The organism is Bradyrhizobium sp. SZCCHNR1093 (genome assembly GCF_032381175.1).
Taxonomy (GTDB): Bacteria; Pseudomonadota; Alphaproteobacteria; order Rhizobiales; family Xanthobacteraceae; genus Bradyrhizobium.
The window spans coordinates 275,334-296,160 of record NZ_JAUHJJ010000008.1; the positions used below are offsets into that span (position 1 = coordinate 275,334).

Below are 20,827 nucleotides of genomic sequence, written 5' to 3' on the forward strand. Positions count from 1 at the left end.
CATGCTGATCTGCATCCCCGACGTTCTGTCGAAAGACGAGGTGGCCGAGTTCCGCCGCATCATGGATGCGGTGGAGTGGGAGGACGGCCGCTCGACGGCCGGGGCGCAGTCGGCCATGGTCAAGCGCAACGAGCAATTGCCGCCGGATGGCGAGGCGGCGCGGGTGCTCGGCCAGCGCGTCATCCAGGCGTTGACGAAGCATCCGCGCTTCCTGTCGGCGGCGATCCCGCTGCAGATCTTTCCGCCCTTGTTCAACCGCTACACTGCCTCGCGCGGCGACCATTTCGGCATCCATGTCGACAATGCCGTGCGCGGCGATCCGCTGACCGGCCTGCGCATCCGCACCGATCTGTCGATGACCTTGTTCCTGGCCGAGCCCGACAGCTATGACGGTGGCGAGCTTGTGATCGAGGACACCTACGGCTCGCACGAAGTCAAGTTGCCCGCGGGGCACGCGGTGCTGTATCCGTCATCGAGCCTTCACATGGTCACGCCGGTCACGCGCGGCGCCCGGGTCGCCTCTTTTTTCTGGATGCAGAGCATGATACGGGATGCCCACGTCCGGAGCATGATCTTCGATCTGGACACGGCGATCCAGAGCTTGGCGGAACGCCTCGGGAGGGACGATCCCGATGCTGTCAAGCTGACCGGCATCTATCACAATCTGATCCGGCAATGGGCCGAGGTCTAATGGGCCGAGATATGATGACATCGTTCCTCGTTAGGTTTGCAATCGTCCTGTCATGTCTGTCTGTTGCTGCGGGGCTACCTGCATATGCGCAGCAGGAGCCGGCCAGGTCCGCCCCGGCGGTCTCGACCGATCCGTCCGCGACGGCGCCGGGCACGGCACACACGATGGCACCACCGGCATCGGTCCAGGCCGCGCTGACGGCTGCTGCGCCGGCCGGCGCAGAGAGCGGCACCCGAAGCGGCAAGTCGGTTGCCACCGGACTCGACGAGCTGTCGCCACTCGGCATGTTCCTCAAGGCCGACATGGTCGTCAAAGCGGTCATGATCGCGCTGGCGCTGGCTTCGGTCGCGAGCTGGGCGATCTTGATTGCCAAGAGCATCGAGTTTTCCGTGCTGCGCCGGCGGCTCGTCGGCGCGCTGCGCAAGCTCACCGGCGCCAAGTCGCTGGCGGAAGCGCAGCTCGCGCTCGGCCATGGAAGAAACGTTGCGGCGGTACTGCTGCAGGCGGCGATATCGGAGGCCCGGCTGTCGGCAGGGCTGAACAGCGATGAGGGCATCAAGGAGCGCGCGGCCTCGAGCTTCACCGAGATCGTGCGTGCCGAGGCCCGGCGCGTGCGCGTCGGCATGGGCCTGCTCGCCACCGTCGGCGCAATCTCGCCCTTCGTCGGGCTGTTCGGCACCGTCTGGGGCATCATGAACAGCTTCATCGGCATTTCCAAATCGCAGACCACCAACCTCGCAGTGGTCGCGCCGGGCATCGCCGAGGCGCTGCTGGCGACCGCGATCGGGCTTGCCGCCGCGATCCCTGCCGTCATCATCTACAATCACTTTTCGCGCGTGACGAAGGGCTATCTTGAGCTCGTCAACCGCGCATCGGGCGCCGCCGGCCGCCTGCTGTCGCGTGATCTCGACCGCAGCCAGGTCGGCATTCACGTGCGCGCGGCGGAGTAGCAGGCGATGGCCGTTTCGCTCTCCGAAGGCGATCTCGACGACGATTTCGACGAGACCCACGACATCAACGTGACGCCGTTCATCGACGTCATCCTGGTGCTCTTGATCATCTTCATGGTGGCGGCGCCGCTGTCGACCGTCGACCTGCCGATCGACCTGCCGTCCTCCAGCGCCACGCCGCAGAAGAAGCCGGACAAGCCGACCTATGTCTCGATCAAGCCGGACCTGTCGCTGGCGATCGGGGAAAACCTGGTCAAACGCGTCGACCTGGTGCGCGAGCTCGACGCCATGACCGATCAGCCCAAGGACCGGCCGATCTTCCTGCGCGCTGACAAGCTGGTGCCCTATGGCGAGCTGATGGGAGTCCTGGAGCTGCTGCGCGCCGGCGGCTACACCAAGATCAAGCTTGTGGCCCTGGAAGCGCCGCCAGCCGCGGCCGCCCAGGGACCTGCGCCAGCGCCGCCGGCCCAGCCCGCGCAGCCGTGAGGAGCGCCGACTTGTGATGAGCGACCTCGACATCGGGCACTCCCCCTCGCGCCGTCTGTGGTTTCTGGCCATCATGGGCGCGCTGATGCTGCATGTCGGCGGCGCCGCACTGGCGCTGACGCATCTGAAGGACGACGAGGACGCCGGCGGCCTCGGCGCGGCAGGCGCTGAGGTCATCGACATCGACATGGGCTCGCCGAAGGTCGAGAACGACGAGGTTCCGGTCGGACAGGACTCGGTGGCGCAGACCGCCGCTCCGCAGATGCAGGAGCAGAAGGCCGAGGTCGAGCAGACTGATCTCCAGAAGGACGTCCCGACCACGACCGAGGAGGCCGACCGCGAGGTCACGACCTCCGACGTGAAGAAGCCGACCGAGGAGCAGAAGGTCGCGACGGTCCAGACACAGGCATCAGAGGCGCAGGAAGCCTCCGAGGACACGGCGCGCAAGGCCCTGGACGAGAAGGTTCCTGAAGCCGAGAAGACCAAAGCGCCGAATGCCGGCATCGGCAAGGACGTGCAAAGGCTGACGGCCAATTGGGGCCGCAAGATCAGCGCCTATTTCGAACTGCACAAGAAGTATCCATCCGGAAAGAAGGTTGCGGCCCAGCTCAAGCTGGCGCTCGTGCTCAACCGGCTCGGCCGTGTCGTCTCGGTGGACGTCAGGGAAACGTCCGGCGATCCGGAGTTCGATCAGGCCGCCGTCAGCATGGTCCGCCGTTCGGATCCCGTGCCAAAGCCTCCCGCGGGCCTCACCGACGACGAATTCTCCTTCATCCTGCCGGTCAAGTTCAACCCGCCGAAATGAGCGGGTAGGGTTCGGCTGACCTCACTGCCAATACAGCCTGACTCCGACATAGACCGCGCAGAGCGCGGCGAAGATCAGCGCGACCGGCAGCTTGCGCGGAGCGGTCGTTCCGCTCTGCGCGGCCTTCGGCTTCGGCGGCAGCTTGCGGAAGGCGGTGACGTTGTCGGTCACCGGCTCGGCGGCGACCGGCTTGACTTCGGGCGGGGCGCCGCCACCGCCCATCTCGGCATAATAGGCCTTGTACATCTCGCGGATGGTGGCCTCGGTGGCCTCGTCCTCCGACATGTCGCCGAGGCGGGTCTTGTAGCTTGCCAGAAAGTCCTGCGCCGCCGGCGGCAGGCCGGAGGCGCCGTTCAGTTTGGCGATCATCTTCCAGGTCGCGAAATCGGCACGGGCGCGGGTGTCGGCGCGGCGTGCGATCATCATGTCGGCGGCTTTGACCAAGAGTGCCTCGGGGCTCGTTCGTTACCATCCCTGACGGGTAGATTTAGACGTTACCCGTCAATAACAGAAGCAGCTGCTTCAGAGAATCGGTCGTGGCGCGGAGCAGCCCCGACACAAGATCAAGATTGAGACCGAACTGGGAACCCGCCAGCGGCAGAAGGATCAAAAATCCGATCAGAATCAGCATGCCATAGGGCTCGAGCCGGGCAAGAGGCCGCGCCAGCACCGACGGCAGCAGGCCGACCGCGACCCGGCCGCCGTCCAGCGGCGGTATCGGGAGCATGTTGAACACGGCGAGCAGGATGTTGAACGAGAAGGCATTCAGCAGGTTGTGGGCAACCCACTGCGCGCCCCCGGCCGGCACGAACGGCATGAGGTGAAAGGCCAGGGCGGCCGCAAGCGCCAGCGCGATGTTGGTCGCCGGGCCCGCGAGCGCCACCATCACCATGCCGGCCCGCAGCGGCTGCAGATTGCGAAAATCGACCGGCACCGGCTTGGCGTAGCCGAACAGGAACGGCGAGCCGGACAGCAGCAGCATGCCCGGCAGCAGGATCGTGCCGAACGGATCGATGTGCTTGAGCGGGTTGAAGCTGACGCGACCGAGTCGCAACGCCGTGTCGTCGCCGAAGCGCCAGGCGACGAAGGCGTGAGCGGCCTCATGAAAGGTGATGGCGATGATGATCGGCAGGATCCAGACGGAGATGCCGTAGAGGGAGATGTTCAAGGATCGGGGTTCCGGACGCGTTACGGCCCTACATAGGCACGATGGTTCCCCGATGCTACGCGGGATTCTCCGGAAATTGCGGCAGGCCGTCGTTGAGTTGCACCCAATCCATCTTTTCAGAGACCCAGATGTGCTCGGTCGGGGCAAAGGCGTTGCGGTCGTCGAAGCAGGCCAGGGCCACGCCGACCACCGCGCGCGTGTTGCGCCATGAGAACAGCCTGACGCCGCAGCGCGGGCAGAACATGCGGTCGAGCGCGTCGGAGGAGGGGAAGCGCGCGGTTTCGCCGGTGATCGTCAGCGCGTCGTGCGCGAACAGCGCGCGGGCGAAGAACGGCGCGCCCGTCGCCCGCTGGCAGTTGCGGCAGTGGCAGACGCGCACGTTGATCGGCTCGCCGGTGCATTGGAAGCGCACCGCGCCGCAGAAGCAGCCGCCGTGGTGGGTCATCAGGCAAGCTCCATGGGTCAGAAATCGTGTCGTCAGCGAGACGTGTAGGGTGGGCAAAGGCGCGAGGCAGTCATGCCTGTGTTCTCGCAATATCTCCGGCGCGCTGTGCCCACCGTCCTGATGGGCGAAAGCCGATGGTGGGCACGTCGCCGTCTGCGACGGCGCCTTTGCCCACCCTACACATGGGACGTACCAAACTAACCAAACTAATAAGTTGCGCGGCCGCCGGAAATGTCGAATACGGCGCCTGTCGAGAACGAGCATTCTTCCGAGGCGAGCCACGACACCAGCGCGGCCAGCTCCTCGACCAGCACGAAGCGGCCCTTCGGGATCTTCGACAGCATGAAATTGATGTGCGCTTCCGTCATCTGGTCGAAGATGGCGGTCTTCGCCGCGGCGGGCGTCACCGCGTTGACCGTGATGTTGTGCTGCGCCAGCTCTTTGCCGAGCGACTTGGTCAGCGCGATCAGGCCGGCTTTGGACGCCGAGTAGTGCGCAGCGTTCGGGTTGCCCTCCTTGCCGGCGATCGAGGCGATGTTGACGATGCGGCCATAGCCCTGCTTCAGCATCACCGGCACGATCGCCTTGGCGCAGATGAAGGGACCGTCGAGATTGATGCGCAGCACCTTGCGCCACTCCTCGAGATCGGTCTCCCACACCGTCTTGTTGATGCCGGCGATGCCGGCATTGTTGACCAGGATGTCGATGCCGCCCAACGCGGCCAGCGTCGCGTCACGGGCGCCTTCGACCGCTTTGGTGTCGGTGACGTCGACCTGCAGCGCCAGCACCTCCGAACCGATCGCCTGCGCGGTCTTCTCCGCCAGCGCGATGTCGTGATCCCAGATCGCGACCTTCGCGCCCGACGCCTTGAAGCGCTCGGTGATGGCGCGGCCGAAGCCCTGCGCGCCGCCGGTGACCACGGCGCAGCGGTTGGTAAGGTCGATGTGGTTCATGATGTTTCCCCGGTCGATCTTTGTTGTCGTCATTCCGGGGCGCGCGCAGCGCGAACCCGGAATCTCAAGATTCCGGGTTCAGCCCTGCGGGCTGCCCCGGAATGACGGAGCAGAACTACAGCGTCCAGCCGCCGTCGATGGTATGCGCGACGCCGGTCGTGAACGCGCTCTCGTCGCTGGCGAGATAGACCGCGAGATGGGCGATCTCCTCCGCCGTGCCGAGCCGGCCCATCGGCTGGCGCGAGATGAACATCTCCAGCCCGTTCGGGCCGGCCGAGGCCGCGCGTCCCAGCATCGAGGGCGTTTCGATCGTGCCCGGGCAGATGCAGTTGCAGCGGATGCGCTTGCCCACGAAATCGGCGGCGACCGAGCGCGTCAGCGCCGCCACGGCCGCCTTGGTCGCACCGTAGACGTAGCGGTTCGGCGCCGCCTTGAACACGCCCGCGGCGGAGGCGATGTTGACGATGGCGCCGCCGCCCTGATCGAGCATCTTCGGCAGGAAGGCGCGGATGGTGCGATGCATCGACTTGACGTTCAGATCGAACGAGAAATCCCAGTCGTCGTCGGAGCAGTCGAGGATGGTGCCGTTATGCACGAAGCCGGCGGCGTTGAGCAGGATCTCGACCTTGCCGACCCGCTCGGCCATCGCGTTCACGGCCGCGGTGTTGCGCACGTCGAGCGTCGCGACCTCGGCAATGCCTTCGCTCTTCAGCATGTTCAGGCCGTTCTCATCGATGTCGGTGGCGAATACGGTGGCGCCTTGACGCGCGAAGGCAATGGCACAGGCGCGGCCGATGCCGGCAGCGGCGGCAGTGACGAAGGCGCGCTTGCCCTTGAGACGGTCGGACATGGGGTCTCCCTGGAGATGCGATTTGATGTCTTCCGTCATCGCGAGCGCAGCGAAGCGATCCAGGGGCCGAACGAGGACTCCGGATTGCTTCGTCGCTTCGCTCCTCGCAATGACAGGGGTTGGCTTTGTGCGTTGTGATTAGTGATTATGCCGCGCCACACCGACGGTGCCGGCGATGTTGTGATAGCGCGTGGCAAGCTCCATGCAGGCGCCGGTGGACTGCTGGCCCACCGTGTTGCGATAGAGCTCCTGCCACGGCGTCTGGTTGGCGGGGTGCGGGAAGCCGCCCTTGGCCTTCAGCTCGGCGCGCCGCTTCGCGAGCTCCTCGTCCGAGATCAGGATGTTGGCCGAGCCCTTGTTGAGGTCGATGCGCACGCGGTCGCCGGTCTTGAGGATTGCGAGCCCGCCATCGGCGGCGGCCTCCGGCGACGCATTGAGGATCGAAGGCGACCCCGAGGTGCCCGACTGCCGGCCGTCGCCGATGCAGGGCAGGGACAGGATGCCACGTTTGATCAGCGCCGCCGGCGGCTGCATGTTGACCACCTCGGCGCCGCCGGGATAGCCGATCGGCCCGGCGCCGCGGATGAACAGCACGCAGTGCTCGTCGATCGCAAGCGACGCATCGTCGATGCGGTCGTGATAGTCCTCCGGACCCTCGAACACGATGGCGCGGCCCTCGAACGCGTTGGGGTCCTTCGGGTTGACGAGATAGCGGTCGCGGAATTCCTTGGAGATCACGCTGGTCTTCATGATCGCGGAATCGAACAGGTTGCCGCGCAGCACCAGGAAGCCGGCGTCCTTCACCAGCGGCTTGTCGTAGGACCAGATCACGTCGCCGTCGGGCTTCGGCGCCTCGCGGCAATTCTCACCCATGCTGCGGCCGTTGACGGTGATGACGTCCTCGTGGATGCGCTTGTGGCGCATCAACTCGCCGATCACGGCCGGCACGCCGCCGGCGCGATGGAATTCCTCGCCGAGATAGAAGCCGGCCGGCTGCATGTTGACGAGCAGCGGCACGTCATGGCCGAACGTCTGCCAGTCGTCGATGTCGAGCTCGACGCCGACATGGCGCGCCAGCGCGTTGATGTGGATCGGCGCGTTGGTCGAGCCGCCGATCGCGGAGTTGGCGACGATGCAGTTCTCGAACGCCTTGCGGGTGAGAATGTCAGAGGGCTTGAGGTCCTCCCACACCATGTCGACGATGCGTGTTCCCGTCTCGTAGGCGATCTGGCCGCGCTCGCGATAGGGCGCTGGGATCGCGGCGCAGCCGGGCAGGGACATGCCGAGCGCCTCGGCCAGCGCATTCATCGTCGATGCCGTGCCCATGGTGTTGCAATGGCCAACCGACGGCGCCGAGGAGGCGACGATCTCCATGAACTCCTCATAGCCGATCTCGCCGGCGGCGAGCCGCTCGCGCGACTTCCACACCACGGTGCCGGAGCCGGTGCGCTGACCCTCGTGCCAGCCGTTCAGCATCGGGCCGCCCGAGAGCACGATGGCGGGGATGTTCACGGTCGCCGCGGCCATCAGGCAGGCCGGCGTCGTCTTGTCGCAGCCGGTCGTCAGCACCACGCCGTCGAGCGGATAGCCGAACAGGATTTCGACCAGGCCGAGATAAGCGAGGTTGCGGTCGAGCGCGGCCGTCGGGCGCTTGCCGGTCTCCTGGATCGGATGGGTCGGAAATTCCATCGCGATGCCGCCGGCGGCGCGGATGCCCTCGCGGACGCGGTGCGCCAGCTCGATGTGATGGCGATTGCAGGGCGAGAGATCGTTGCCGGTCTGGGCAATGCCGATGATCGGCTTGCCCGACTGCAGCTCGGCGCGGGTCAGGCCGTAATTCAGATAGCGCTCGAGATAGAGCGCGGTCATGCCCGGATTGTGCGGATCGTTGAACCACGCCTGCGAGCGCAGCTTGCGGCTCTTGTCAGCGCCGTTGCCGGCATGCCCGTTCGACTTCGTCATGTGTCTTCTCCCGCAGTGCAAACGTGGCGAGGCCGGTCCGTCGTCTGCGCGCCGTCGGCCCGCTGTCGAAGATCGCCTACGTCTTTCGTTCAAGTCGTTGTTGGTTCGAGTGGTTCTAGTTCATGGTCTTTGGTTGCGCTACCATTTTGTTCCGGAAGCGCGCCCCGACGCGGGCTGCGGACTTGCGGCGGCGCGCTGCAAGGTCGAGCTCTGCCGTTCGATCACCTCGAAGCCGAGATCGACGACGCGCTCCGCCACGGGACGCCCTTCGACGGCGTCCATGATCATCGTCGCCGCGCGCCGGCCCATCTCGTAGCGATTGGTGCGCACGCTGGTGAGCGTCGGAACCGCCGCGGCCATGAATTCCATGTCGTTGAAGCCGACGATCGCGACCTGCTCGGGCACCGCGATGTGCCGGCGCTGGCATTCGAACAGCACGCCGAGGGCGAGATCGTCATTGGCGCAGAACACCGCGTCGAGATCCGGCGCCTTCATCAGCAGATCGGAGAACAGGCTGCCACCCATTGTGGTCGAGGTCGGAACAGGCGCCGTGACGATGAGACGCGGGTCGAACAAGCCGGCCTCCTTCATCGCGTTCTGATAGCCCTGCAGCCTGCGCTGCACCCTTGGGTCCATGCGGGCGCCGATGAAGCCGATGCGGCGGCAGCCCTGCGCGAGAAGGTGTGAAATGGCTGCAAAACAGGCATCGACGTGCGAAAATCCGATCATCATGTCGATCGGGTCGGCGCCGAGCTCCATGATCTGCACGACGGGACAGTCCGCTGCCTGGATGATCGACCGGCTCTCCGCCGTCTGGTCGAGACCGGTCACGATCAAGCCGGCCGGCTTCTGCATCAGGAACAGCCGCAACAGGCGTTCCTCTTGCAGCACGCTGTAGCGGGTGTTGGCGAGCTGGATGCTGTAGCGGCTACCCTCGAACGCGTCATAGATGCCGCGCAGCACGTCGGAGAACACGTTGTTGGTGAGGGACGGTATCAGCACGCCGATCACTTCGGTGCGCTGCGAAGCGAGCGCGCGGGCGGCGAGGTTCGGCACATAGCCGAGCTCCTTGGCGGCACTCTCGATCCGCGTGCGGCGGCCGGCCGAGACCGTGGCGGGATTACGGAAGAAGCGTGACACCGTGATCGGGCTGACGCCCGCCAGTGCCGCAACTTCGGTCAGCCGGACTTTGCCCGGCTCGATGCGTTTCCGTCCCATGCCTCGCTCATAGCATAGGCGGTCTGGTACACAAGCGATATTGACAGCGCTATCACGCGGTTGCTAAGCGAGGCATTGCGGAAGCGAACTGAACTGCGGACAATGTCAGCCGAGCTGGTCCTTGTTTCAGATCCAGTCGGAGCGACCAGAGCCAACAACAAGACCACCAAAAACAAGACTGCCAAAAACAAGACTGCACGACCAAGACTACAAAACGACAAGCGGCCTGATCAAACGGCCGAGAACAACGGTCAGAATGCCGCCGGCAAGCAGCCAATGCTGTCGGTCTTTGAGGAGGAAATTGATGTCGTCGGTGCAAATTCGCGACGTGCGCAAATCATTCGGCGGATTCGAGGTGCTGCACGGCGTGACGATTCCGATCGAGGATGGCGAGTTCGTCGTGCTGGTCGGGCCGTCCGGCTGCGGCAAGTCGACGCTGCTGCGCATGCTCGCAGGGCTCGAGAACATCACCGCCGGAACCATCTCGATCGGAGAGCGCGTCGTCAACAACGTGCAGCCGAAAGAGCGCGACATCGCGATGGTGTTCCAGAACTACGCGCTCTATCCGCATATGACGGTCGCCGACAACATGGGCTTCTCGCTGAAGCTGCGCGGCGCACGGCCCGAGGACATCAAGAAGGGCGTCGCGCGCGCCGCCGAGATCCTGGCGCTGACGCCGCTGCTCGACCGCTATCCGCGCCAGCTCTCCGGTGGCCAGCGCCAGCGCGTCGCGATGGGCCGCGCCATCGTGCGCGATCCGCAGGTGTTCCTGTTCGACGAGCCGTTGTCGAACCTCGATGCCAAGCTGCGCGTCGCGATGCGCACCGAGATCAAGGAGCTGCATCAGCGGCTCAAGACCACCACCGTTTACGTGACGCACGACCAGATCGAGGCCATGACGATGGCCGACAAGATCGTCGTGATGCACGACGGTATCGTCGAGCAGATGGGCTCGCCGCTCGATCTCTACGACAAGCCGGACAACCAGTTCGTGGCCGGCTTCATCGGCTCGCCGGCGATGAACTTCCTCAACGGCCACCTCAAATCCAACGGCTCGGTCTATGTCGAGACCGAGAACGGCGCCAGGCTGCCGATCCTCACCGCGCCGGCTGCCTCCGACGGCCGCCCCGTCGTCTACGGCGTCAGGCCCGAGCATCTCGAACTCGCCGATGACGGCATCGAGGCCGAAGTGGTCGTGGTCGAGCCGACCGGCTCGGAGACGCAGATCGTCGCCCGCATCGGCACCCAGGACATCATCGCGGTGTTCCGCGATCGCCACGAGGTCAATCCTGGGGCGAAGATCCATTTGCGTCCGCGCGCGTCGGCGGCGCATCTGTTCGACAAGGACAGCGGCCGGAGAATTTGACCAGCCGCACGGCGCGGAACTGACAACAAGCAAAACAAGCAAAATACTCAACGGGAGAAAACTTCAGATGGCTCATTTCCCCACCGATCGACGGTCTCTGCTCAAGGGCGGCGCGACCTTGCTGGCGGCTGCCGCGACCATGTCGGCCGAGGACCTGCTCGGCTACGCCAAGGCCTGGGCGCAGACCTCGCCCTTCAAGCCGGAGCCCGGCGCCAAGATCAACATGATGCGCTGGAAGCGCTTCGTCGAGGCCGAGGACGTGGCCTTCATGAAGATCGTCGACGCCTTCCAGAAGGCCAACAACGTCACCATCAACGTCTCCAACGAATCCTATGACGACGTCCAGCCCAAGGCCTCGGTCGCGGCCAATACGGGGCAGGGGCTCGACATGGTGTGGGGCCTCTACACGCTGCCCTTCCTGTTCTCCAACAAGTGCGTCGACATGACCGACGTCGCCGACTACCTCGGCAAGAAGTGCGGCGGCTGGACCGACTCGGGCAAGGCCTATGGCATGCTCGACGGCAAGTGGATCGGCATCCCGGTGGCCGCCACCGGCGGCCTCGTCAACTACCGCATCTCGGCGGCCGAGAAGGCCGGCTTCAAGCAGTTCCCGAAGGATCTCGCCGGCCTGTCCGAGTTCTTCAAGGCGATGAACAAGAACGGCACCCCGGGCGGCATGGCGCTCGGCCACGCCTCGGGCGACGCCAATGGCTGGGTGCACTGGGCGCTATGGGCGCATGGCGGCAATCTGATCGACAAGGACAACAAGGTCGTCATCAACTCGCCTGAGACCGCCAAGGCGCTCGAATACGTCAAGGGCCTGTACGACAATTTCGTGCCGGGCACCGCGTCGTGGAACGACTCGTCCAACAACAAGGCGTTCCTCGCCGGCCAGCTCTACGCGACCGTCAACGGCATCTCGATCTATGTCACCGCCAAGAAGGAGGCGCCGCAGATCGCCGAGGACATGAACCACGCGCATCTGCCGCCCGGCCTCGACGGCAAGACCCGCGAGATGCATTTGGGCTTCCCGATCCTGGTGTTCAACTTCTCCAAGTACCCGCAGACCTGCAAGGCGTTCACCGCCTTCCTGCTGGAGCCGGAGCAGTTCAATCCGTGGATCGAGGCGGCGCAGGGCTATCTGTCGCACTTCCTCAAAGGCTACGACGCCAACCCGATCTGGACGGTCGATCCGAAGAACACGCCGTATCGTGAGGTCGCGGCGACCGCGACCACGCCGGCCGGCCTCGGCAAGCTCGGCGAGGCGGCTGCGGCCGCGATCGCCGACTTCGTCCTGGTCGACATGTTCGCGAACTACTGCACGGGCCGCGAGGACGTGAAGACGGCGATGGCGAGCGCCGAGCGCTCCGCCAAGCGCATCTTCCGCTGAGGAGGATCGCCGACCTTGTAGGGTGGGCAAAGGCGCGCCGAGATCGAATCGAGAGATCGCGATCTATCGCGCGCCGTGCCCACCATACGGGTTGCTGACTGTCGTCATTGCGAGGAGCCGAAGGCGACGAAGCAATCCAGTTTCTTTGCTCGGCCCTGGATTGCTTCGCTTCGCTCGCAATGACGGAACGACTTTTCTATCCGTCCCGAACGCCGGTGGGCACGCTACGCTTTGCCCACCCTACGGTTCGAAGGGAGCTGCTCGACCCATGAGTACCATTCAGACCTCGTTGCCGCGAGGCGCCGCCGTCGGCGAGCCCTCGGCATGGGTGCGCATCAAGACCAACCGCAATGTCATCGCGCTGTGGTTCATGCTGCCCGCGGCGGCTTTCCTGATCCTGTTCCTGGCCTATCCGCTGGGGCTCGGCGTCTGGATGAGCTTCACCGACGAGAAGATCGGCCGCACCGGCGTCTTCGTCGGGGTCGAGAACTATGAATGGCTGTGGGACGACTCGATCTTCTGGCTGTCGGTGTTCAACACGCTGCTCTACACGATCGTGGCAAGCGCCATCAAATTCGCGATCGGCCTGTATCTCGCGCTGCTGCTGAACCGGCACATGCCGTTCAAGGCCATGATCCGCGCCATCGTGTTGATCCCCTTCATCGTGCCGACCGTGCTGTCGGCGATCGCGTTCTGGTGGATCTACGATTCGCAGTTCTCGATCATCTCCTGGTCGCTGATCAAGCTCGGGGTCATCACTCAGAACATCAACTTTCTCGGTGACACCAACTGGGCGCGTGCCTCCGTCATCATCGCCAACATCTGGCGCGGCGTGCCGTTCGTCGCCATCACCTTGCTGGCCGGCCTGCAGACCGTGTCACCCTCGCTCTATGAGGCCGCCACGCTCGACGGCGCCACCAGTTGGCAGCGCTTCCGCTTCATCACCTATCCGCTGCTGACGCCGATCATCGCAGTCGTCATGACCTTCTCGGTGCTGTTCACCTTTACCGACTTCCAGCTGATCTGGGCACTCACCCGTGGCGGCCCCGTCAACGCCACCCACCTGATGGCGACGCTAAGCTATCAGCGCGGCATCATCTCCGGACGGCTCGGCGAGGGCGCCGCGATCGCGACCGCCATGATCCCGTTCCTGATGGCGGCGATCGCGATCTCCTGGTTCGGCATGCAACGGCGCAAATGGCAGCAAGGATCCGACCAATGACCGACACCACGCTGCACGCCAAGGCGCCCACCACGGCCGGCTCCGACGAATCCGAGGGCATGAGCTACCTCGAATCGCTGCCGCGCCGGCTGATCACGCTGTATCTGCCGCTGTTCATCATCCTCGTGGTGCTGCTGTTCCCGTTCTACTGGATGGGGCTGACGTCGATCAAACCCGACGAGCAACTGATCGACATGGAGAAGTACAATCCGTTCTGGGTGGTGCATCCGACCTTCAAGCACATCTCCAAGCTGCTGTTCGAGACGCAGTATCCGCGCTGGCTCTGGAACACGATGTACGTCGCGGTCGGCGCGACCACGCTGTCGATCTTCGCCTCCGTGCTCGCGGCCTACGCGATCGTTCGGTTGCGCTTCAAGGGCGCCGACACCGTCGGCGTGCTGATCTTCTTCGCCTATCTGGTGCCGCCGTCGATCCTGTTCATCCCGCTGGCCTCGGTGATCCAGGCCTACGGCTTGTTCGACTCGCCGCTGTCCTTGATCCTGGTCTATCCGACGCTTCTCATCCCGTTCTCGACCTGGCTCTTGATGGGCTACTTCAAGACGATCCCGTTCGAGCTCGAGGAGTGCGCCCTGATCGACGGCGCCAGCCGCTGGCAGATCCTGGTCAAGATCGTGGTGCCGCTCGCGGTGCCCGGCCTGATCTCGGCCTTCATCTTCTCGTTCACGCTGTGCTGGAACGAGTTCATCTATGCCCTGACCTTCCTGCAGTCGACGCCGAACAAGACGGTGCCGGTCGCGATCGTCAACGAGTTCGTCGACGGCGACATCTACAAATGGGGATCGCTGATGGCCGGCGCCCTGGTCGGCTCACTGCCGCTGGTGATCCTTTACGCCTTCTTCGTCGAGCATTATGTGTCGGCGATGACCGGCGCGGTGAAGGAGTAGGCGAGATTCGCGTGTTCCGTCATTGCGAGCGCAGCGAAGCAATCCAGAGCTATGGAGAAGACTCTGGATTGCTTCGTCGCTTCGCTCCTCGCAATGACGACCAGTTTTCGTAGGGTGGGCAAAGCGAAGCGTGCCCACCGTCGTCCGGCATCACCCGGTGCTGCGGTGGGTGCGGCGCTATGCGCCTTTGCCCACCCTACATTTTGAAGGAGCACTCCCTTGCATATTCTCGTTCTCGGCGCCGCCGGCATGGTCGGACGCAAGCTGGTCGAGCGGCTCGTTCGCGACGGCCGCCTCGGCGAGGCCGCCATCACCCGCATGACCCTGCAGGACATCGTGGCGCCGGCGAAGCCCGATACGTCCATCGCGGTCGAGACCATCGCCGGCGATTTCGCCGTCGCAGGTTTTGCCGAGAAGCTGGTCGCCGCGCGTCCGGACGTGATCTTCCATCTCGCTGCGATCGTCTCCGGCGAGGCCGAGCTCGATTTCGACAAGGGCTACCGCATCAATCTCGACGGCACGCGGATGCTGTTCGACGCGGTCAGGCTGATCGGCGACGGCTACAAGCCGCGGCTGGTCTTCACCTCGTCGATCGCGGTGTTCGGCGCGCCGTTCCCCGACGCGATCGGCGACGAGTTCGTCAATGCGCCGCTGCTCAGCTACGGCACCCAGAAGGCGATCGGCGAGCTGCTGCTGGCCGATTATTCCCGCCGCGGCTTCTTCGACGGCGTCGGCATCCGCCTGCCGACCATCTGCATCCGCCCCGGCGCGCCCAACAAGGCCGCCTCCGGCTTCTTCTCCAACATCCTGCGCGAGCCCTTGGCCGGCAAGGAGGCCGTGCTGCCGGTTTCCGAGGACGTCCGGCACTGGCACGCGACGCCGCGCTCCGCTGTCGGCTTCCTCCTGCATGCCGCGACCATGGACACCGCGCGGATCGGCCCGCGCCGCAACCTCACCATGCCCGGCCTGTCGGCGACGGTGGGCGAGCAGATTGCCGCGCTCCGGCGCGTCGCTGGCGATAACGTCGCGGCTCGCATCAAGCGGGTTCCCGATCCCTTCATCATCGGCATCGTGAACGGCTGGCCGCGGAATTTCGAGGCCAAGCGGGCCCGCGAACTCGGCTTCACCACGGAAGAAAAGACCTTCGACGACATCATCCGGATTCACATCGAGGACGAACTCGGTGGTAAGTTCGTGGCCTGAGAACGCCAGGCCCTGGACCTGAATGGCGCGAAGCGCCATTTTGGGAGAGGGAGACATTCGGGAGAGAGATCATGACCGCCAGCATTGTCGGATGGGCGCATACGCCGTTCGGAAAGTTCGACGCCGAGACCGTCGAGAGCCTCGTCGTCAAGGTCGCCAACGAGGCGATCGCAGATGCCGGCATCTCGGCCGGTGACGTCGACGAGATCGTGCTCGGCCATTTCAACGCCGGCTTCTCGCCCCAGGACTTCACGGCGTCGCTGGTGCTGCAGGCCGACCCGGCGCTGCGCTTCAAGCCGGCGACGCGGGTCGAGAACGCCTGCGCCACGGGCTCGGCTGCCGTGCACCAGGGCATCCGTGCCATCGCTGCCGGCGCCGCGAAAATCGTGCTGGTCGTGGGCGTCGAGCAGATGACGCGCACACCGGGCCCGGAGATCGGCAAGAACCTGCTCAAGGCCTCGTACCTGCCGGAGGATGGCGACACCGTCGGCGGCTTCGCCGGCGTGTTCGGCAAGATCGCGCAGGGCTACTTCCAGAAATACGGCGATCAGTCGGACGCGCTGGCGCTGATCGCGGCCAAGAACCACAAGAACGGCGTCGCCAATCCCTTTGCGCAGATGCGCAAGGATTTCGGCTTCGAGTTCTGCCGCTCCGAGAGCGAGAAGAACCCCTATGTTGCCGGCCCCCTGAAGCGCACCGACTGCTCGCTGGTGTCCGACGGCGCCGCCGCGCTGGTGCTGGCCGACAGCGAGACCGCGAAGTCGTTCGCCAAGGCGGTCAATGTCCGCGCCACCGCGCACGCGCAGGACTTCCTGCCGATGAGCAAGCGCGACATCCTTGCCTTCGAAGGCTGCACGGTGGCCTGGCAGCGCGCGCTGGAGAAGGCGGGCGTCACGCTGTCCGATCTCTCCTTCGTCGAGACCCATGACTGCTTCACCGTCGCCGAGCTGATCGAGTACGAAGCGATGGGCCTGACCCCGAAAGGGCAGGGCGCCCGCGCCATCAAGGAAGGCTGGACGCTCAAGGACGGCAAGCTGCCGGTCAATCCGTCCGGCGGCCTCAAGGCCAAGGGCCACCCGATCGGCGCCACCGGCGTCTCCATGCACGTCATGACCGCCATGCAGCTCACCGGCACGGCGCCCGAGGGCATGCAGCTGCCCAACGCCAAGCTCGGCGGCATCTTCAACATGGGCGGCGCCGCGGTCGCCAACTACGTCTCAATCCTGGAGCCGGCGAAGTAGCCATTTGTCGGGGGGTCTATCCTCCGTCATTGCGAGCGAAGCGACGCAATCCAGGGCCGAGCATGCTGCCCTGGATTGCGTCGTCGCTGCGCTCCTCGCAATGACGGTGATACAGGAGAGCTTCCGCGATGCGGAAGCTCTTTGTCATTCGCTGGTCCGATTGCCTATCATGATCATCTCCACCGAACGTCTGACCTTGCGCGAGTGGCGCGACGAGGACCGGGCGCCGTTCGCGGCGATGTCCGCCGATCCGGCCGTGATGCAATTCCTCCGCGCGCTGCCAACGCGGCAGGACTCGGACCGGTGGATCGATTTCCAGATCGCCCATCAGGCCGCGCACGGCTTCGGCTTCTGGGTGGTCGAAGACCGCGCCACCGGCACTTTCCTCGGCGCCACCGGTCTGTTCCGCGTCACCTTCGACGCGCCGTTCACGCCGGCGGTCGAGATCGGCTGGCGGCTGGCGCGCGCGGCCTGGGGGCAGGGGATCGCGACGGAGGCAGCGCGCGCGTCGCTCGCGTTCGGCTTCGATGAGCTCGGCCTTGATGAGATCATCGCCTATGCCGCGCCGGCCAATCACGCCTCGCAGAACGTCATGCGCAAGCTCGGCATGATCCGCGACGAAGCGTCCGATTTCGATCATCCGCGGGTCGAGGCGGACAGTCCGCTGCGCCGGCAGGTGATGTACCGGCTGCCACGCGAGATGTGGGCCAAGAGCGAGATGCGGTAGGGTGGGCAAAGCGGCCGCCGAAGGCGGCAGCGTGCCCACCGTCGGGCGGCGTGCGCATCAGCAGGATGGTGGGCACGGCGCCATTGCGAGCGCACGCGTGGAGAGAGCGCGGCAGCGCCTTTGCCCACCCCAGGGTGCCATTCTGGTAGCCCGGATGAGCGCAGCGATATCCGGGTCCATCGCGACAGCTCGTGTGACCCCGGATGTCGCTGCGCTCATCCGGGCTACGGCTTCCAGACCTTTTCCTCGCTGAAGCCGAGCTCGGCAAAATCCTTCGTCCGGAACGAGGCGTCATCCGCCGGAAAGAACTCATCCAGCTGCGGCGGCTTCACCGACGTGCTCGACAGCATCGCATGCGCCTGGCCGCGGTGGTGGATGTCGTGCTGGAACAGATGCAGCAGGAGGCGGTCGCAGCGCTCGTTCTGCACGCGGCTCTCGCGGTTGATGCGTACATTCACGTCGAGCCGCGCCGGTGTCAGCGCCTCGCAGAACGCAATCAGCCGGCGGTCCATCGCGCTCTGCGCCTTCGCAAGATCGGCCAGGCGCGGGAACGGCACCTCGTTCTGCCACGCCATCGGGCCGAGCCAGCCGCCTTCCAGCGCATCGATGTAGAACAGATCGATGATGTAGATGTGGTTCAGCGTCCGCTGCAGGCTCGGGAAAAAGCCCGTGCGCTCGGCGGCGAAATCCTCGGCGCTGAGCTGGCCGCAGGCGGTCAGCAGCCGGTGATTGGCCCATGCATTGTTATAGGCGAAGGCGCGAAAGGTCTGGACGAGATCGGCGGGCATTGGGACAGGGCACCCCGTGATGGCTCGCTTCAGATCATACGGAACTGATCACGCCATTCACCACCGATTTTCGCAGCCATCCGTGCACCATCCCCATGCGCGTTGCGGAACTCTGCCACAATTGGTCGCGGTGCATCGCTGCGCCTGCTGTGCAACAAGTTGAGATGCCGCACGACACACCCCTCATCGCGACCATCGTCGCCGGCCTTGGACTGGCCTTCGTCTTCGGAGCGCTCGCGCAGCGGTTCCGGTTCCCGCCGCTGGTCGGCTACCTCCTCGCCGGCGTTGCCGTCGGTCCGTTCACGCCGGGCTTCGTCGCCGACCAGGCGCTGGCGACCGAACTGGCCGAGCTCGGCATCATTCTCCTGATGTTCGGCGTCGGCCTGCATTTCTCGCTCAAGGACCTGATGTCGGTGCGCGCCATCGCCGTGCCCGGCGCGATCGTGCAGATCACGGTGGCGACCCTGATGGGCATGGCCTTGAGCTGGGCGATGGGCTGGTCGATCGGCGGGGGCCTCGTGTTCGGCCTCGCGCTCTCGGTCGCCAGCACCGTGGTGCTGCTGCGCGCGATGCAGGAGCGCCGGCTGATGGACACCGAGCGTGGCCGCATCGCGGTCGGCTGGCTCATCGTCGAGGATCTCGCGATGGTTCTGGCGCTGGTGCTGATCCCGGCCTTTGCCAGCCTGCAGAACGGCAATGGCGACGTCGCCGCCGCCGATCCGCTCGCTGCCCGCTTCGGCCTCGGGCTGACCGGCGTGCTGCTGCTGACCTTCGTCAAGGTCGGCGTGTTCATGGCGGTGATGCTGCTGGTCGGCCGCCGCTTGATCCCGTGGATCCTGCACTACATCGCCCACACCGGCTCGCGCGAGCTGTTCCGCCTCGCCGTGCTCGCGATCGCGCTCGGCGTCGCCTTCGGATCGACAAAACTGTTCGGCGTGTCGCTGGCGCTCGGCGCCTTCTTCGCCGGCATGATGCTCGGCGAGTCGCCGCTGAGCCAGCGCGCCGCGCAGGAATCGCTGCCGCTGCGCGATGCCTTCGCGGTGCTGTTCTTCGTCTCCGCCGGCATGCTGTTCGATCCGGGAAGCGTCATCCGCGAGCCCTGGCCGCTGCTCGCCACCCTGTTCATCATCCTGTTCGGCAAGTCGGTCGCCGCGTTCCTGATCGTGATCGCATTCCGCCATCCCACGTCGACGGCGCTGACGATCTCCGCAAGCCTCGCCCAGATCGGCGAGTTCTCCTTCATTCTCGCCGAGATCGGCGGCGCCTCGAACCTGCTGCCGAAAGCGGGCCGCGACCTGATCCTGGCCGGCGCCATCATCTCGATCATGCTCAATCCGCTGATGTTCGCCGCGCTCGATTGGCTGCTGCCGCGGCTGGAGCGCCGCCGCGCCGATGCCTCGACGCCGGCCGCAACACCGCCGGCCGAGATCCCGGTGACGCAACTGACCGAGCACACGATCATCGTCGGCTATGGCCGCGTCGGACGCCTCGTCGGCGAGGCGCTGCAGCAGCGCGGGCATCCGTTCCTTGTGGTGGAGACGTCGGAGGACATCCCGAAGCAACTGAAAGGCGCCGGCGTCGAGAACATCACAGGCAACGCCGCCCGCAGCAACGTGCTGCGCGCGACCAATCCGGCCCTGGCGCACGCGCTCGTCATCCCCGAGGCGTTCGAGGCCGGACAGATCGTCGAGCAGGCGCGCGCCGCCAATCCGGCGCTGCACATCGTGGCGCGGGCGCATTCCGATGCCGAGGTCGATCATCTCAAGTCGCTGGGCGCCGACAAGGTCATCATGGGCGAGCGCGAGATCGCGCGCGGCATGATCGAGGAATTGGATACGAGGCCACCCGACGCCGCCCCCGAGCTGGCGCCGGAGCGGACGGCGGAGGGGGTGCAGATCCAGGCGTAGAACGCGCAGCCCCGGGTGAGCGAAGCGACACCCGGGTTCATTCGCACAGCTCGTGTGACCCCAGATATCGCTTCGCTCATCCGGGCTTCGGGCCTATGGCTGCGTCGAGCGGCGAATTTCGCTTGTGCCTTCAGGCTGATTTGCCCTGTCCAGTCCCCGCGCGAAAAATATTCATGTTTCGTTTTTACAGAAAATATGTTTCACTCCCGCCATCCTGCTTCGCCACGAGGGGCGCTTCGCGATCGTCACGAACGTTGAGGCAGGGAGGCGGTGGCCGCGACGTGTCGCAGCGTAGCTTGTCTGCGCGGACGAACGGCATGGCGCGGACGTGAAGTCGCGTGGTCCCGGCATCCCGACGCTGATGCCAAGCCTAAGGGGCATGATGATCCCAACGGCGACGGTGGCCAAAAGCCGGTGCACCGAGGAGATCGCGAAGTAAGCGTGAAAACCATCGCGCAGGGAAGGCCGGGTCGGTCCGGCTGAACCTTGTATGGGGAGTAAGTTGTCAAGAGGGGCGTCGTTTGTTGGGGGCGGTCTTTGGCGCCAAGGA

20 protein-coding genes are annotated in these 20,827 nt (G+C 65.3%); 12 read left to right on the plus strand and 8 right to left on the minus strand.

The genetic code is table 11. The features are described 5' to 3' along the window. Window position 1: 1 nt before the first annotated feature. The 4 genes from QX070_RS24385 to QX070_RS24400 are packed head-to-tail and all read left to right on the plus strand — an operon-like array spanning window position 2 to window position 2,932. Entirely contained in the window at window positions 2–691 is a 690-nt protein-coding gene (locus tag QX070_RS24385) for a Fe2+-dependent dioxygenase (protein WP_315739695.1), read from the plus strand. A gap of 11 nt (window positions 692–702) precedes the next feature. Further along, window positions 703–1,641, plus strand: a complete 939-nt coding sequence (gene exbB, locus QX070_RS24390) for a tonB-system energizer ExbB (RefSeq protein WP_315739696.1) — start codon at window positions 703–705, stop codon at window positions 1,639–1,641. A 6-nt stretch (window positions 1,642–1,647) separates the two neighbouring features. Next, window positions 1,648–2,127 (plus strand): TonB system transport protein ExbD, encoded by a 480-nt coding sequence (exbD, locus tag QX070_RS24395; RefSeq protein ID WP_315739697.1) that lies wholly within the window; start codon window positions 1,648–1,650, stop codon window positions 2,125–2,127. Window positions 2,128–2,143: 16 nt separating this feature from the next. Further along, the gene (locus QX070_RS24400; protein ID WP_315739698.1) at window positions 2,144–2,932 is read left to right on the plus strand and encodes a TonB family protein; all 789 of its coding nucleotides are present in this window, start codon (window positions 2,144–2,146) and stop codon (window positions 2,930–2,932) included. A 21-nt stretch (window positions 2,933–2,953) separates the two neighbouring features. Here QX070_RS24400 and QX070_RS24405 read toward each other — a convergent pair whose 3' ends face one another. The 7 genes from QX070_RS24405 to QX070_RS24435 all read right to left on the minus strand — a co-directional run bounded on the left by QX070_RS24405 (window position 2,954) and on the right by QX070_RS24435 (window position 9,528). After that, window positions 2,954–3,358 (minus strand): hypothetical protein, encoded by a 405-nt coding sequence (locus QX070_RS24405; RefSeq protein WP_315739726.1) that lies wholly within the window; start codon window positions 3,356–3,358, stop codon window positions 2,954–2,956. Window positions 3,359–3,419: 61 nt separating this feature from the next. After that, on the minus strand, window positions 3,420–4,100 hold the full coding sequence (locus QX070_RS24410; RefSeq protein ID WP_315739699.1) for a site-2 protease family protein: 681 nt from the start codon (window positions 4,098–4,100) through the stop codon (window positions 3,420–3,422). Between the two features lie 55 nt (window positions 4,101–4,155). Further along, window positions 4,156–4,545: a GFA family protein gene (locus tag QX070_RS24415; RefSeq protein WP_315739700.1), complete on the minus strand. Its 390-nt coding sequence runs from the start codon at window positions 4,543–4,545 to the stop codon at window positions 4,156–4,158. Between the two features lie 206 nt (window positions 4,546–4,751). Then, window positions 4,752–5,498, minus strand: a complete 747-nt coding sequence (locus tag QX070_RS24420; protein WP_315739701.1) for an SDR family NAD(P)-dependent oxidoreductase — start codon at window positions 5,496–5,498, stop codon at window positions 4,752–4,754. 115 nt (window positions 5,499–5,613) lie between these two features. Further along, entirely contained in the window at window positions 5,614–6,348 is a 735-nt protein-coding gene (locus QX070_RS24425; protein ID WP_315739702.1) for an SDR family oxidoreductase, read from the minus strand. 138 nt (window positions 6,349–6,486) lie between these two features. After that, a complete protein-coding gene (locus QX070_RS24430) occupies window positions 6,487–8,310 on the minus strand; it encodes an IlvD/Edd family dehydratase (protein WP_315739703.1) in 1,824 nt (607 codons plus the stop codon). 138 nt (window positions 8,311–8,448) lie between these two features. Beyond that, complete coding sequence (locus QX070_RS24435; RefSeq protein WP_315739704.1) at window positions 8,449–9,528, minus strand: LacI family DNA-binding transcriptional regulator; 1,080 nt, start codon at window positions 9,526–9,528, stop codon at window positions 8,449–8,451. Window positions 9,529–9,832: 304 nt separating this feature from the next. Between QX070_RS24435 and QX070_RS24440 the strand changes: the two genes are divergently transcribed. The 7 genes from QX070_RS24440 to QX070_RS24470 all read left to right on the plus strand — a co-directional run bounded on the left by QX070_RS24440 (window position 9,833) and on the right by QX070_RS24470 (window position 17,582). Beyond that, complete coding sequence (locus QX070_RS24440) at window positions 9,833–10,894, plus strand: sn-glycerol-3-phosphate ABC transporter ATP-binding protein UgpC (RefSeq protein ID WP_315739705.1); 1,062 nt, start codon at window positions 9,833–9,835, stop codon at window positions 10,892–10,894. Window positions 10,895–10,961: 67 nt separating this feature from the next. Further along, on the plus strand, window positions 10,962–12,284 hold the full coding sequence (locus QX070_RS24445) for an ABC transporter substrate-binding protein (RefSeq protein ID WP_315739706.1): 1,323 nt from the start codon (window positions 10,962–10,964) through the stop codon (window positions 12,282–12,284). A 268-nt stretch (window positions 12,285–12,552) separates the two neighbouring features. Continuing rightward, window positions 12,553–13,506, plus strand: coding sequence for a sugar ABC transporter permease (locus tag QX070_RS24450; RefSeq protein ID WP_315739707.1), 954 nt, complete (start codon window positions 12,553–12,555; stop codon window positions 13,504–13,506). Continuing rightward, window positions 13,503–14,411 (plus strand): carbohydrate ABC transporter permease, encoded by a 909-nt coding sequence (locus QX070_RS24455; RefSeq protein WP_315739708.1) that lies wholly within the window; start codon window positions 13,503–13,505, stop codon window positions 14,409–14,411. Before QX070_RS24450 ends, QX070_RS24455 begins: the two co-directional genes overlap by 4 nt. A 219-nt stretch (window positions 14,412–14,630) precedes the next feature. Further along, window positions 14,631–15,614: a D-erythronate dehydrogenase gene (gene denD / locus QX070_RS24460; RefSeq protein ID WP_315739709.1), complete on the plus strand. Its 984-nt coding sequence runs from the start codon at window positions 14,631–14,633 to the stop codon at window positions 15,612–15,614. Between the two features lie 71 nt (window positions 15,615–15,685). Then, on the plus strand, window positions 15,686–16,855 hold the full coding sequence (locus QX070_RS24465; RefSeq protein WP_315739710.1) for an acetyl-CoA acetyltransferase: 1,170 nt from the start codon (window positions 15,686–15,688) through the stop codon (window positions 16,853–16,855). A gap of 169 nt (window positions 16,856–17,024) precedes the next feature. After that, window positions 17,025–17,582, plus strand: coding sequence for a GNAT family N-acetyltransferase (locus tag QX070_RS24470; protein ID WP_315739711.1), 558 nt, complete (start codon window positions 17,025–17,027; stop codon window positions 17,580–17,582). 224 nt (window positions 17,583–17,806) lie between these two features. On the opposite strand, the gene QX070_RS24475 is transcribed toward QX070_RS24470, so the two are convergent. Beyond that, window positions 17,807–18,370 carry a DinB family protein gene (locus tag QX070_RS24475; protein ID WP_315739713.1) on the minus strand — a complete coding sequence of 188 codons (564 nt, stop codon included), beginning with the start codon at window positions 18,368–18,370 and terminating at the stop codon, window positions 17,807–17,809. Window positions 18,371–18,534: 164 nt separating this feature from the next. Between QX070_RS24475 and ybaL the strand changes: the two genes are divergently transcribed. Further along, window positions 18,535–20,277: a YbaL family putative K(+) efflux transporter gene (ybaL, locus tag QX070_RS24480; protein ID WP_315739715.1), complete on the plus strand. Its 1,743-nt coding sequence runs from the start codon at window positions 18,535–18,537 to the stop codon at window positions 20,275–20,277. The last annotated feature ends 550 nt before the right edge of the window (window positions 20,278–20,827 follow it).